The organism is Mixta hanseatica, assembly GCF_023517775.1.
Lineage (GTDB): Bacteria > Pseudomonadota > Gammaproteobacteria > Enterobacterales > Enterobacteriaceae > Mixta > Mixta hanseatica.
This window is the reverse complement of record NZ_CP082904.1, coordinates 640934-655374: the sequence shown is the minus strand read 5'-3', so window position 1 is coordinate 655374 and position 14441 is coordinate 640934. Positions and strand designations below refer to the sequence as shown.

Annotated in this window: 13 protein-coding genes; 5 read left to right on the top strand and 8 right to left on the bottom strand. The window is 55.3% G+C overall.

Annotated features, from left to right (window positions below):
* The first annotated feature begins 39 nt into the window (after nt 1-39).
* The 5 genes from K6958_RS03070 (at nt 40) to K6958_RS03050 (ending at nt 8505) form a co-directional block, all read left to right on the top strand.
* Nucleotides 40-267, top strand: coding sequence for a type III secretion protein HrpF (locus K6958_RS03070; RefSeq protein ID WP_249893282.1), 228 nt, complete (start codon nt 40-42; stop codon nt 265-267).
* Nucleotides 268-347: 80 nt separating this feature from the next.
* The gene (sctC, locus tag K6958_RS03065) at nt 348-2402 is read left to right on the top strand and encodes a type III secretion system outer membrane ring subunit SctC (RefSeq protein ID WP_249893281.1); all 2055 of its coding nucleotides are present in this window, start codon (nt 348-350) and stop codon (nt 2400-2402) included.
* Nucleotides 2403-2431: 29 nt separating this feature from the next.
* Nucleotides 2432-2629: an HrpT family type III secretion system protein gene (hrpT, locus tag K6958_RS03060; RefSeq protein WP_249894582.1), complete on the top strand. Its 198-nt coding sequence runs from the start codon at nt 2432-2434 to the stop codon at nt 2627-2629.
* Between the two features lie 21 nt (nt 2630-2650).
* Nucleotides 2651-8068: an AvrE-family type 3 secretion system effector gene (locus K6958_RS03055; protein WP_249893280.1), complete on the top strand. Its 5418-nt coding sequence runs from the start codon at nt 2651-2653 to the stop codon at nt 8066-8068.
* An 11-nt stretch (nt 8069-8079) separates the two neighbouring features.
* Nucleotides 8080-8505, top strand: a complete 426-nt coding sequence (locus tag K6958_RS03050) for a type III secretion system chaperone (protein WP_249893279.1) — start codon at nt 8080-8082, stop codon at nt 8503-8505.
* 21 nt (nt 8506-8526) lie between these two features.
* Here the strand turns inward: K6958_RS03050 and K6958_RS03045 are convergent, their stop codons facing one another.
* From K6958_RS03045 to sctR, 8 genes are all read right to left on the bottom strand, one after another.
* Nucleotides 8527-9060: a hypothetical protein gene (locus tag K6958_RS03045; protein WP_249893278.1), complete on the bottom strand. Its 534-nt coding sequence runs from the start codon at nt 9058-9060 to the stop codon at nt 8527-8529.
* A complete protein-coding gene (locus K6958_RS03040; RefSeq protein ID WP_249893276.1) occupies nt 9060-9767 on the bottom strand; it encodes a hypothetical protein in 708 nt (235 codons plus the stop codon). The genes K6958_RS03045 and K6958_RS03040 overlap by 1 nt, the downstream gene beginning before the upstream one ends.
* 523 nt (nt 9768-10290) lie before the next feature.
* Nucleotides 10291-10824: a hypothetical protein gene (locus K6958_RS03035; RefSeq protein WP_249893275.1), complete on the bottom strand. Its 534-nt coding sequence runs from the start codon at nt 10822-10824 to the stop codon at nt 10291-10293.
* A complete protein-coding gene (locus K6958_RS03030) occupies nt 10824-11078 on the bottom strand; it encodes a hypothetical protein (protein WP_249893274.1) in 255 nt (84 codons plus the stop codon). The genes K6958_RS03035 and K6958_RS03030 overlap by 1 nt, the downstream gene beginning before the upstream one ends.
* A gap of 542 nt (nt 11079-11620) precedes the next feature.
* Nucleotides 11621-12706: a type III secretion system export apparatus subunit SctU gene (gene sctU / locus K6958_RS03025; RefSeq protein WP_249893273.1), complete on the bottom strand. Its 1086-nt coding sequence runs from the start codon at nt 12704-12706 to the stop codon at nt 11621-11623.
* Nucleotides 12699-13514, bottom strand: coding sequence for a type III secretion system export apparatus subunit SctT (sctT, locus tag K6958_RS03020; protein WP_249893272.1), 816 nt, complete (start codon nt 13512-13514; stop codon nt 12699-12701). Before sctT ends, sctU begins: the two co-directional genes overlap by 8 nt.
* Entirely contained in the window at nt 13514-13774 is a 261-nt protein-coding gene (gene sctS, locus K6958_RS03015) for a type III secretion system export apparatus subunit SctS (RefSeq protein ID WP_249893271.1), read from the bottom strand. The genes sctT and sctS overlap by 1 nt, the downstream gene beginning before the upstream one ends.
* A gap of 7 nt (nt 13775-13781) precedes the next feature.
* Nucleotides 13782-14435, bottom strand: a complete 654-nt coding sequence (sctR, locus tag K6958_RS03010; RefSeq protein WP_249894581.1) for a type III secretion system export apparatus subunit SctR — start codon at nt 14433-14435, stop codon at nt 13782-13784.
* Nucleotides 14436-14441 lie beyond the last annotated feature (6 nt).

The window sequence follows — 14441 nt, the reverse complement described above, 5'->3', positions numbered from 1 at the left end:
GCCACTCAAGAGGGAACCTTAAACCAGAGGAGTCTGACCATGCCTTCCGGAGATTTGCTGCAGCGCCGCTTATCCACCCAGTCCAGTCGTACCCATAACGAGACCTTTCAGTTTGCCAAAGAGATGTCTGGTCAACCATTCAATCTCAGCGATATGTACGCCTTTCAAAACCAGCTGTTGGATATGTCCAATGCCAGCTGGGCCAGCTCGCAATATACCCAGTTTAAGTTCGGCATCCGTAAAGCGATTATCGATGCCATTAACTGATGCGCGTTAACTGACGGCAGCTGCGGCTGCCGCTAACAGGCTTTTCCGTTTGAATGATTGTCAGAATAAAGGAGTAAGGTGTGATCACCCTGCCCGCTGTTAAACCGCTGCTGCGCTGGACAGCCGCCCTGCTATTGCTATGCACCGGCGCCCTGCACGCCAGCACCCCGGAAGCCTGGAAAAATGGCGCCTACGCCTATTCCGCCGATAACACGCCGCTCAGCATTATCCTTGAAGACTTCACCAACAGCTTCGGCGTAGATATCAATCTTGGTTCGCTGCCTGACAGCAATGTTACCGGCCGCCTGCGTGCCGTCAGCCCGGAGGCCTTTCTTAACCGGCTGGCGCTGGAATACCGCTTTCAGTGGTTTGTTTACAACAATACCCTTTACGTTAGCCCGCTGGCGGCGCAGACCTCGCGTCGTCTGGAAATTTCGCCTGATGCCGCGCCCGATATCAAGCAGGCGCTGAAAGGCGTCGGCCTGCTGGAGCCGCGTTTTGGCTGGGGCGAGCTGCCCGACGAGGGTGTGGTACTGGTCACCGGCCCGCCGGAATATGTCAATCTGATCGCCGACTTCGCGAAAAAGTCCGATACGCCGAAAGAAGATAAAGAACCCAAAGAGATGATGGCGTTTCCGCTGAAATATGCCTCCGTCGCCGATCGTAATATTCGCTATCGCGACCAGACGCTGTTGGTACCCGGCGTGGCGACTATGCTCAACGAGCTGCTGGGCCAAAGCGGCGGCGACAGCGCTAAAGGCATGAGCAGCGGTCAGGGCGGCGATAACAGCATAGAAGAGATGCGCATGCAATCGCAGAACATTCTTAGCCAGCTGGTAGGGCGCAGTACGCATCAGGATCACGATTCCAGCGGCGGCCCGGCGAGCGTGATGGCCGGACGCGTTTCCGCCGACGTGCGCAACAACGCCCTGCTGGTGCGCGACGATCCGAAATATCGCAGCGCCTATCAGTCGCTGATCGCTACCATCGACGTGCCGCAAAAGCTGATCGAGATCGATGCGCTGATTGTGGATATCGACCGCAACGAGCTGGCGCGTCTTTCTACCAGCTGGGCCGGCCAGTTCGGCAACGTCAGCGGCGGTTCCACGCTGCTTTCCGGTCCCAGCACGCTGTTTGTCACTGACTTCCGGCGCTTCTTCGCCGATATTCAGGCGCTGGAAGGCGAAGGTACCGCCTCGATTATCGCCAATCCTTCCATCATGACGCTGGAAAACCAGCCGGCGGTGATCGATTTCAGCGATACCGCCTTTATCCGCGCCATTGGCGAGCGGGTGGCGGATATTCAGGCGGTAACCGCCGGCACCAGCCTGCGCGTAACGCCGCGCGCCATCGGTAGCGCTAAATCGTCGGTGCAGCTGATTGTGGACGTAGAGGATGGCAAGCTGGATAAAAACGATGATGGCGAAGCCGAAGGCACCAGCAACGGCGTGATCAGCACCCAGGCGCTGGTACAGGAGCGGCGTTCATTGGTAATGGGCGGCTTTCATACCAAGCAGAGCGGCGATCGCGAACGGCGCATTCCGATCCTTGGCAGCATCCCGCTGATCGGCAAGCTGTTCACCTCAACCCAACATGAAACTTCGCAGCGCGAACGGCTATTTATTATCACTCCCCATCTGGTAGGCGATCAGGTAGATCCTTCCCGCTATATCGCCGAGGAAAACCGTAGCCAGTTGAATGATGCGATGGGCGACGTGAACCGCCGCCACAAATATACCGATATGAAAAATCTGGTGGAAACGGCGCTGCGCGATCTGGCTGAAAACCGCCTGCCCACCGGCTTTTCGACCGGCGGCAGCGGCCAGACGCTGAGCGCGCTCTGTCGTCTGCCGACCGGCCTGTTTAATGATTACCGCCGTCATCAGTGGTATCGCAGCAGCTCGGTGCAGCTCACCGTGGGCGTGATCACCAATAACAGCAACGTAACCCAGCGCTTTGACGAAGCGGCATGCCGCAACGATCGCACGCTGGCGGTAGCCGTCTGGCCGCGATCGCAGTTGCGTCCTGGCGAATCGGCCGAAGTCTATGTGGCGTTTGAACCGGGCGCCGTTACCCGCCCAAGCCGTGTTTCATTGCTCTCTACCACCGCCACCGGCAGCCGCCTGCTACCTTAAGGATCGCTATGTTACCGAAAGTGAAAGTCATGATTATCGCTCTGCGCAAACTGTTTGTTACCGGCCTGTTTGGCCTGCTGCTGAACGCCTGCGCACCGAAAGCGCCGCCCGGCTGTCAGGAGATGAGCTGCCGTCCGCAGTCGGATCTGCAACACCTGACCATCTGGTGGCAGCCGGAACTGCGCAACGGCCCTTACGATTACACCCAGGTACAGGTTCATCCCTGAAAACGCTAACAGGAGTAATGCATGGCTTTCCCTCCCGTTATTGCCGGTGTCGCGACCGTCGCGCGCGCGGCCAGTCATGTCGGAGCGCGCGCCGCCCAGCCCGCCGTCACCCAGGGTGCGGCGCGCGCCACCCAGCGTAGCAGCGGTAACCTGTTACAGGGTAGCGCCCGTGCGCCCACCTCCGTTCAACAGCAGGCGGGCGCAGTCTCTCTGCGGCGCCGCCATTCGCAGCCCGAGACGAGGCGCGCCGGTCAGAATGCAGAAAATAACCCGGCGCTGCGTCGTCGTCATTCTACCGGCGAGAAAGAGGCACTGCCGGTCGATAACTGGCCGCTGAACAAACCGCCTGCGCGTCGCCATTCCACTCATGGCGTACCGACGGCAACGCCGCGCCCCGCCGCGCCGGCCCGCCGCCATACCCTTGACGGCGCGGACGCCGGTACGCAAAAACCAACCCTTCCTGAACGCCGACATTCTGTCGATGGCGCACCCACCGCTGCTGATAAATCTGCCGCGCCTGCCCGCCGCCATTCGCTTGACGCTACGCCGCAGTCAGCGGTCAAACCGCCACGCCATAACGCTATCTCGTCAGACTCGTTGACCGACTGGAGCAGCAATATGCTGCAGCTGATCGATCTGGTGGCGGAGCGCCATGCCAATGCGCTCAGCGCAGGTGAAAAAACCAAACTGGAGACGAAACAGGCCCAGCGCCAACGCCTGGAACAGGATTCGGCCGAAGTCCGCCAGCCCGCCTCAGCTTCGCCACCATCTCCGCCGCCAGGCGGGTCGGGAGCACCGTCTGCCAGCGCATCCGCTCCGCTGCCCGCCGCGCCGGGAACGCAGCTAAACAGCCTCTCGTTAAACGCTGGCCGCCTGAATATTAACGCCTCAGAAGCGCTACAGCCGCTACTGGAGCAAACGCTGGGGAAAGCCGATCAGCGTTATCGCTGGCACGCCAGCGGCGGCGAACATCATCATGTGCTGCTCGATCAGCGCGGCCGCCTGCTTAACCTGCAGGATTCGCCGCTGGCCTTTACCGCCGTGGCGCACAGCAAGCCCGCAGAGCCCGGGCAACAGCCGCGGCTGGATAACGCCGGTCAGCGCATTGTTCTGCATCGTAATGGCGCCGCTCAGAGCCGTCCTTTGCCCGATCGGGCCGTACATTCAATGCTTACCGGTATTTACAGCCATCAAGGCGCCGACGGCGCGCAAAGCGAGCATTTGCGGCTGCATGAAAATCGCCTGCATCGCTTTGATGAAGCCCGTCAACGCTGGGAACCGATGCATGGCGTTGATGAAAAAACCTTCGATAAGCTCAGCCGCCAGGGCAACAATCAGCTGTATGCCATTCAGGGCGACAAGCGCCTGCATAACCTGAGCCAGCAGCAAAAAAGCCTGATGTTTAACGATAAGATCGCCGCCTTTAGCGCTGACGCGCAGGGCGCGCTGGCGGTCGTGCTGAAAGATAAAGAGACGCATGAGCAACAGCTGCAACTGATGCGGGGTATCAACGCGCCCGACTGGCAAAGCCCGACGCTGAAGATGAAGCAGAGCGTGAACGGCCAGCCGAGCGACTTTCAGCTCAGCAGCATCGCGCTACACAACAATCAGATCCTGGCTATCGATACCAACGGTAAGCTGTTCAGCGCCCCTCGTCCCGCCAAAGGCGCCAGCGAAGTAAATTTTACGCAGGATAATCGTCACCAGGCGATGGTGGATGCCTTTGGCGAAGGCGCGCAGATCACCGCGCTGCACAGCAACGGCCAGGGGCAGCTACAGGCGGTGGTAAAAGACCGTCTGGATAATGAACACAGCTGTCAGTTGGATAGCCACGGCGGCGTCACGCCGGGCTGGAACCTCAGTGAAAGCATGGTGATGGATTATCAAAAGGGGCTGCGCCGCAGCGAACCGCTGCCGCACGCTATTGTCGATGCCGGGCGCCTGGGCAAGCTGGCGCTGATAGATGGCAAAGTCCATTTTTACGATGCGGTTTCACGCCGTTGGGAACCCACCTCTGAAAAGGCCGATCGTCTTATCCGCGGTAACGAGGGTCTGCCGTTAAAAGTGGAAAACGGTGAGGTCAAGCCGCTGAAAATCAACCAGGCAGGCAACAAAACTTCTTATCATAACAACCTGTTTCAGCTCACTCAGGTGAAAAACAGTATCAAAGCGGATCTGGCGCTGCACGGTCTCGGTAAAGAGAGCAAAACGCAAACCATCGCCTCGCTGGGGAATGGTCGGCTGCTGGCGCTGGATGAAAGCGGCGAGATGCGCCTGCACCAAATTACCTCCGGTTTACGACGCGATCGTCAGCCGCCGCAAAGCATCACTAAAGCGGGCCTGCCTCCTACCCAGGGGTTAACGGGCGAGGCAGCCAAACAGGCGCAGCTCAAAGATATGGCGGTGAACGAACACAATAAGCTGTTTGGCCTGACCGGCGGCGGCGCGCTGTTTATGCTGGATATCAAAGACTGGCAGGGCAATAACGGTGGCGGATGGCAGCCGGTGACGCACCTGCCCGCAAACCTCGGCACGCTGACCAGCCTGCATACCGATGGTCAGGGACGTCTGATGGCGGCGGACGCGCAAGGCAACGCCGCGCGGCTGGAGGCTGGCGCCTGGCAGCCGATGGATCGTCAGCAGGCGCTAAGCGAACAGCAAAATAATCGCTCTGCCGAAACCTTTGGCCGCCTGGACAACGCGGGTAAATCGGGCCGTATTCCTGGCACTAACGTCACTTATAAACGCGAAATCGACCTGTTCGGCAGCAGCGGCAACGATACCTTTAAGGTAAACAGCCCGTTTAAAAAACGTATGGAGGCCTTTGTACTGCGCACCTCCGGCGGCGGCTGGCCGCGTCCGTTGAAAAACCTCGGCAATGAAATTAAGCACGGCCTGCACGGGCGCGAAGGGCTTAGCCCGCTATATCAGGCGCAAAATGATATCGCGATGAAGATCACTGCTCAGCACAACGCGCGCACTCAGCCTGAAGCACCGCTGGAGCAGCGCCTGGCCCGGATGAATATGAAAAGCAGCGATCCCGAACTCTACCAGGAGATTACTGATTTTGCGGAAGAGCTGGGCCACAGCCTGATGCTGCAAAGCCGGGCGGTAGGACAACACTACGGCGTGCTGGATGATAAAAACCAGTTGAATACCAATCCGAAAAAGTTAAAGAACACCCATAACGGCCATTTTAATACAGCGCGCCACCGCGATCCTCAAATGGTCAATACGCTGCATCAGTTGATTAATAACAACCCTTCCGCGCACACGACACCAGCGCTGCAGGTGATTAACGGCATGCGCGCCAACCGCCTAACCCTCGATCATTTAAAACACAATAGCGACAAGCCGGTACGCGATAGCAGCGACGAGCTGGGCCTGGTGAAATCGCGTCTGTTTCTGGATGCGATGACCCAGCAGCATTTACACAGCGCGCTGAATATTTACCAGCGTAGCCTGCACATGCGCGACGATCCGGCCACGGCGCGCGCGGCCCTGCAGACGCGCATCCGCAAACTGCGCGATCAAGAGTGGGCCGGCGATCCGGTGAAAAAACTGACTGACCAGGGCTTTGCCAGTATTCATCAGGTAGAGGCGAACTATGACGCCATCAAGAAAATGACCAATGCGTTTGCCAAACCGCATCATGGCCTTAACTTAACCGCGCGCACGGTATTTAACGCCCAGAGCCAAACACAGCTGATAGAGAGCCTGGAGAAAGAGCTGAAATCATTGAATAACGGCGAGAGCCTGACCTTTAACAGCAACTACGGCGCCTTTGCCTCCAGCGTCGTTCTGCCGGGTTCTCAGATTATGCACGTAGCGGGCGGACGCGCTAATACCGATCGCGGCTACAGCCTGGCGTTTAACCGCGGCGAAGAGGGACTAACGGTTACCGTCGGACGTAACGGCGCTGGCGGCATTACGCCCTTTACGGCCGTCGGCCATAATATGCTTACCGGCCATGTAGATCCTAATGATGTGAAATTCGGTAAAGACGGCAGTCATACCGCCTCACCCGTCGTCAGGCTGGGCGCAGCCGCCTCGCTGAATCTGCAGCGCCAGTCGCAAAACAGCGTCACCTTTAGCCTGGCCGACAACGAACTGAACGCCTTTCTCAACCGCCTGGCCAGCGACCAGCTCGATCCGCTGGAACTGCTGGATAAAGGCAATGAACACAAAGTAAAAAACGGTTCCACCTGGACCGTCAGCCTGGATACCAGCGCCGTCGCGCAGGCCAGCATCGGGCTGCCGATGACCAATAATAATGAAAAAAATCACCCAACTTCGGCGCGCTTTGGCGGCGGCGTGGCGGCTAACCTTAACGTGGCGTCCGCCTCGCGCGAGCGCAACAATAACGGTAACGCCAGCAGCAACAAACAGACCAGCAGTACCAACCGCGTACGTTTCTTTAACCAGGGCGCGGCGGAAGCACGCTTTATGTCGCCGAGCGGAGTGGTGAACCGCACTGACCAGGCGCGACAGCCGATTATGGCAGTCACTGGCGCGGGCGTGCGCTTCAGCTTTGATAACCGCACCAAACAGGCGTTAAGCCTGGAGCTGACGCAGCCGCACCGCCTGGCCGGAACGCATCTTGATAAACTGACGGAAAGCCTGAACAAAGCCTTTACCGATCGCGCTACGGCGCAGTTAATCGACTCGCTTAAAGATCCCGCCGCCGACAGCGGAAAAACGGCGAAAACCCATGATGAGAAGCTTGATGCGCTGCTGAATCATTTTGCACAGCATGAGGCGCAGGGCAAGGTGATCAACAATGCTCAGTACGGCGCCATCCGCGAACTGGTGAAACTGCGCCAGCAGCGGGAAGCGCTAAACCTTCACGTTCCGCTGCCGGGCGGCGCGGAAACACAATCCACCTATAACAATCTCGCCAAAATAGACAGCAACGGGCTGCTGCACTGGATTGGCGACATGCTGAACCATGAGACCGAATCAAACCATGAACTTAGCAACGCCAACCGTATTCGCAGCATGATGCAACAGGATGCGCATCTGAGCGGGCTGATTCAACAGATGCAGCTTTCTCCTGATACGCAGGCGGTGGTGACGCTGGAGCCGAAAGATGAGGTGAAAGAGCAGCTGAATACGGACTGGCTTGCCGGGCGTATCAGCCGTGGCGAGCTTGAGGCGCGCCTGAAAACGCGCAGCAATATGCGCATCAAATCGGTCGCCTTTACCGAAAGCAAGAGCAAGAGCGATGGCGTTTCCACGCCGCAGTTTTTGCTGGGCGGCGGCAGCAACGTCTCCGTCGCGAAAAGCCGCAATCTCGGCAAAATCAGCTTCAGCTATGGACGCGATCAGCAAAGTCCGCTGGCCTGGACGCTGGAAGGCGAGCTGGCTAAACGCAGTACCGAACAGCTGGCGCCGTCGCTACAGGCCGCGCAGCAGGACGGTCGGGTAGTGAAAAGTTAACGGAGTCGATAATGGATAGCCTCTATTTACAGCGCCTGCTGGAACAGTATGGCCGTACGTTGAATACCGAACTGACGCTGGATAACGGCGTGTGTGTCTTGCTTGATGCGCAACAGCAGGAGCTGGTCACCCTTGAATCGCCGCCGGGTGAAAATCTGCTGCTGCACTGTCAGATTATGCCACCGCAGGAAATGAGCGACGATCCCGCGCTGTGGCGTTCGCTGCTGGCCATGAATTTTGAAATGGATGCGATGCGCGGCTGCTGGTTGGCGCTGGATACCGAGGTCGCGCTGCGGCTGTGCAGCCAGCACCCGTTGAAGCATCTGGATGCGCCGCATTTCACTCAGCTGGTTAATAACTTTATCGATCAGGGACGTCAGGTGCGCGAGTTTATGCCTGGGCTGCTGGCACGACTGGCCGAAACGGCGGAAGTTTAAGTACGATACCAGAAGCCATCCTCACCTATGTCTTACGCTGCCCGGTTCTGGTCCCACCGGGCTGCTTTTCTCCTTTTGACGTTGCTCCACCGACTGTCCCAGCATTTTTTCCCGCTCCTCCCGGATAAATAAAGGCGCACCCTCATCAAATATCATCAGGATTACACTATTATCTTCTCTGGCGATAACCCGTGCGGAACGCTCATTATCCGGGGAGTACCAGATTTTCCTGGAGAAATGATCCCTTGCTGGATAGTAGCCAAGAGAAACAAGATAGCGCTCCAGCATTTGCGTATCCTGCGAGCCATAAAACTCAATGGTGGCGACGCCGGGTGAGCTACCATCATGCGCACGAATTCCAATTATATAATCGTTAGTAAGTCTTGGCGCCTGCTTAATTTCATTGGGCGTCAGAAACTGATATTTAAGCCACTCTTTTTCCTTATAATTAGTCTCCAGCGTCATTAGCTTTATCGCTATAAAAAAGAAGACCACCGGTAATAAAAGCAGCAGCAACCCCACCACACACCCGATATTTTTAAGTTTATTATCCATTATTCAAATTCAGGGCTTTGTTTAATAATAATGTTAGCATGCGCACCGTTATTCGTAATAACTTTCACAATACCATTGTGAAAATCGGAAAAAGGTTCTATTTCCATCATAAACTTAGGCAGCGCCCCATAAACCGGCATTGCATGCGGATTTTTTGCCGGGTCAGGAAACAGCAGCGGCTTAAACAGTTTGTTTTTATACTGTCCGACCGGCCCATAATGATCCCAACGCCTTAGCGCTTCCTGTTTGCTCACCAGCTGTAGCCAGGGAAAATAGTTCATCGGCCTGACGACGCGATAAAACCCCAACAGGTCGGAAACCAGATCTTCCGCGCTGAAGCCGCTGTCGATAAACCAGCCAAACGGCGGTGAAGCTTGCATATCCTCAAACTTAACGGCGGTTGTCATTATCATTGCCAGAGCAATACTATGCTGCTGCTCCAGGGTTCTGCCTCTTTTTATCTGCCAGCGGACATGCATCCCTGCGCCAAGGCGTTTTTGGCTATCTAAATACATACTTTGAGCGTAGGTTAGCGTATAATTTCCTTTTGAACTACATTCCCCTTTATGCATATTATTAAGTAGATTTTTAATATCTGTTCCCTGTGCATGCCCCAGATCTATCCAGCCCAAGACTTCTGAGTAAACCAGCCCTCTGTCGGAATAGAAAGCCTCTTTCCCATCAAGAATACTCCAGCGATCGCTCATATTTTTCCTCCATGAAAATAATAAAGACGCGTCTACGCTAGCAGGGCGGCATTGCAAAAAAAAGTGAGGAGTGCAATTCTCCGACAGAAATTAGCATTATTTTGACATGGATTAAATTTCATCAACAAATAGAGAGGAATTGAAAGATTACGAATAAGCTTTATTTATTACACAATAAAGTAAAAAATAAGATTAATAGCTGTCTATTTAAATAACTGTCAAACACAGAAATAGAATTATTTAAATTATGCTCTATCTATTTCGCCAGGCCGTGCCTCAGAGCATCCTGTCCCTGAGGCGCCGTAACGAATAGTGAACTGACGCTGGATAACGGCGTGTATGTCTTGCTTGATGCGCAACAGCAGGAGCTGGTCACCCTTGAATCGCCGCCGGGCGAAAATCTGCTGCTGCACTGCCAGATTATGCCACCGCAGAAATGAGCGACGATCCCGCGCTGTGGCGTTCGCTGCTGGCACGACTGGCCGAAACGGCGGAAGTTTAAGTACGATACCAGAAGCCAGCCTCACCTATGTCTTACGCTGCCCGGTTCTGGTCCCACCGGGCTGCTTTTCTCCTTTTGACGTTGCTCCACCGACTGTCCCAGCGCTTTTTCCCGCTCTTCCCGGACAAATAAAGGCGCACCCTCATCAAATATCATCAGGATTACACTATTATCTTCTCTGGCGATAACCCGTGCGGAACGCTCATTATCCGGGGAGTACCAGGTTTTCCTGGAGAAATGATCCCTTGCTGGATAGTAGCCAAGAGAAACAAGATAGCGCTCCAGCATTTGCGTATCCTGCGAGCCATAAAACTCAATCGTTTCTACCCTTGCCGCACTGCCATCCCGCGCAGTAATTGTAATTCTATAATCGTTAGTGACTCTTGGTGCCTGCTTAAGTTCATCGGGCGTCAGAAATTGATACTTAAACCATTCATTTTCTGTGTAGCAGGTTTCGAGCGCCATGAGTTTTATTGTTATAAAACAGAACAAACCCGGTAATAAAAGCAGCAGCAACCCCACCACACACCCGATATTTTTAAGTTTATTATCCATTATTCAAATTCAGGGCTTTGTTTAATAATAATGTTAGCATGCGCACCGTTATTCGTAATAACTTTCACAATACCATTGTGAAAATCGGAAAAAGGTTCTATTTCCATCATAAACTTAGGCAGCGCCCCATAAACCGGCATTGCATGCGGATTTTTTGCCGGGTCAGGAAACAGCAGCGGCTTAAACAGTTTGTTTTTATACTGTCCGCCCGGCCCATAATGATCCCAACGCCTTAGCGCTTCCTGTTTGCTCACCAGCTGTAGCCAGGGAAAATAGTTCATCGGCCTGACGACGCGATAAAACCCCAACAGGTCGGAAACCAGATCTTCCGCGCTGTTTTCCCTCCATGACGCATCTACGCTAGCAGGGCGGCATTGCAAAAAAAAGTAAGGAGTGCAATTCTTCGACAGAAATTAGCCTTATTTTGACATGGATTAAATTTCATCAACAAATAGAGATGAGTTGAAAGATTACGAATAAGCTTTATTTATTACACAATAAAGTAAAAAATAAGATTAATAGCTGTCTATTTAAATAACTGTCAAACACAGAAATAGAATTATTTAAATTATGCTCTATCTATTTCGCCAGGCCGTGCCTCAGAGCATCCTGTCCCTGAGGCGACGTAACCAATACCAATTGATCGTGGATTAGCGCTCTTGGCCTTTGCGCTCTTCGGCGGAGTTTCTGGCGGGAAATTTCGAGCCTGTTTTTAACATCAGGATAATCTACAGGTGCAACCCAAGGGATTTTGGATATTTCTGGTTATTTCATAATAGTGACAAAAAGTAAGCCGTTACTCTTCTTCTAGTTCAATCACTTCATCCAGATAATGATCCTCCAGCTCGCGCAGCAGACGATAAACCTGCGCGACCGCTTTTAAAGTTTCGCGTGGGATCCATTCGCCTTCCGCCGTGGTGCGATAAAGCGTGCGCGCCAGCCAGATGTAACGGATCACCGGAATTTTCGCGCGCTGCGCCTGCTCGATTAAATGGTGGGCATCGTCATCGCTGGCCTTAAACAGCAGGCGCGGCAGCGGGGTTTCACCGGGTCGATAGTAAAGCCCTACGGCGAAGTGGGTCGGGTTAACCAACAGCACGTCCGCCTCTTCCACCGCTATCTGACGCGGCGCTTTCGGTTCTTCGTTCAGGATCTCATGCGCCACCTGGCGGCGATGCCCTTTCATATGCGGATCGCCTTCGCTCTGCTTAAATTCGTTGCGGATATCTTCATGGCTCATGCGCTGCTGCTTCAGGTAAAAATACTTCTGCAGGCCAAAGTCCAGCGCGCTCAGCGCCAGCAGGACCAACAGTACCTGGCGCGCCGCCTTGATAAATAGCATTAGCACGCCGTGCCAGAAGGTGTTGAGATCGGTCTGCGCCAGCCGCGCCAGATTGCCGATTTCCGGTTCCAGCGCCAGCCACAGCACTACGCCGATAACGCCCGCTTTGATAATGCTGGTCAGTAGCTGAGTAAACTGACGCGCAGAAAACATATTTTTGAAGTGATTAACCGGGTTAAGGCTGTCCAGCTTGGGCATCATCGCCTCAACGGCAAACAGCGGGCCGAACTGTAGCCAGCCGCCCACGATACGCAGCACGATCGCAATCGCGCCGATAATGGCGGAAAACAGCAGCAGCACCAGCAGCGAGTCAGTTACCACTTCTTCCATCGCATGACCAAAGGGCTGGCCGATACGCGTCAGCGGCAGCATAATCATCGCCTCCATCCGCTGCATGCCGCTCTCCACCAGCGCGAAAATCGCCTCGAGGATACCAATCGAAATCAGCAATTTGGGAATATCCTGGCTCTGGCTAACCTGCCCTTTCTTGCGCGACTCCTGAAGTTTTTGCGGGGTAGCATCTTCGGTTTTTTCACTCATGCCCCGCTCCCTTAGCAGCAAACAGATGGGGGAAAACCGCGCTCAGATCGCGCAGCTCAAACAGGCGCTCGCCGGCCAGATGATTAAGCAGCGGCAGGTATAAAACAAAAAACAGCAGCCCCAGCAAACATTTCAGCGGGATCGCCAGCACCGTGGCCTGAATCTGCGGGCTGTAAATACTGATAATGCCCACCGCGAAATCCAGCAACAGCAACAGTCCCACCAGCGGCCCGGCATACAGTACCATCGTGACAAAGGTCTCTTTTAACAGGCCCAGCCAGACTTCCCAGCCCTGCGCGCTTAGCGGCGGCAGCCACGTCAGCGGCGGCCAGATGCGGTAACTGTCCCACAGCAGCTGCGTAATCGCGCCCAGCCCTGGCCCGACCATCAGCAGCAAAATAATGGTCTGCTTCATCAGATAGCCTAACGGCGTGGCATCCGGCCCCAGCTGCGGGTTGATCTGTCCGCCCATCAGCGCGCCGCGCTGGTTATCGAACAGCGCGCCGACCGATTCATACATCCAGAACGGCAGCCCCAGAATCAGGCCAATCAGCGTGCCGAGGATCAGTTCTTTGATGGCGATGGCCGCCAGAGCCGGCAGCGACAGGGAGGCGCTGAGCATATCCTGGTACAGCACCGGCGCGATAAACAGCGCCAGCGCCACCACAATGGCGGTACGCAGCGTGCCTTTAATCACGGAAAAAGAGAAAATCGGCGTCAGCAACAGACAGGGAAAAATGCGCGTCATGCCCAGCAACAGCGCCAGCAGCGCGTTAAACAGCTGATCCAGCGCATCGCTCCACAGCATCAGCTGCCCACCCGTGACATCATGGCGAAGGCATTCTGCGTTAGCTGGATCAGCTCAACGCCCACCCAGCGCCCGGTCATCGCCAGCGTAATGCCCACCGCCACCAGCTTCAGGCAAAACGGCAGCGTCTGGTCCTGCAGTTGCATCGCCGCCTGCACTAGCGAAATCACCATGCCCACCAGTACCGCCACAATCAGCGGCGGCGCGGAAAGCAGGACCACCAACAGCATCGCCTGGCGGAAAAAAGTCAGTATCTCCATCGCCGCCTCACAGATAGCTGTAGAACAGGCCGTCCAGCAGCCGCGTCCAGCCGCTGACCAGCACAAACAACAGGATTTTTAGCGGCAGCGAGACCGTCATCGGCGATACCATCTGCATTCCTAACGCCAGCAATACGTTCGAGACGATCAGGTCCACTACCAGAAAAGGGATAAATATCAAAAAGCCGATTTTGAAGCCGTTTTGCAGCTCTGACAGCACAAAGGCGGGGATAATCAGCAGCGGACTTTGCGGCGTAATGCTCTGCGCCATCTCTTTCGGCCACATGCGCGCGCCGTTCTCCTGCAGATGCACCAAAATGTCCGGATCGGTATTGCGTGACATAAAGGTTCTTAGCGGCTCGGCGCCGTTGCCGAAGGTATACTCCAGCCGCTCCATACTGCTGAAGTCGAGCGGCATCGCCTTGATACGCTGACTGGAATCATTAAATACCGGGGCCATAACAAACAGCGTGGCGGCCAGCGCGATACCGTACAGCGCCATATTGGGCGGCACCTGCTGCACGCCCATGGCGTTACGCGTCAGCATCAGCACCATGGAAATCTTCAGGAAACAGGTACAGATGATCATCAACATCGGCACCAGCGACAGCACGCCAAGGAACAGCGCCAGCATCATCGGGTTAAGCGACTGCATCTCCATCACGGC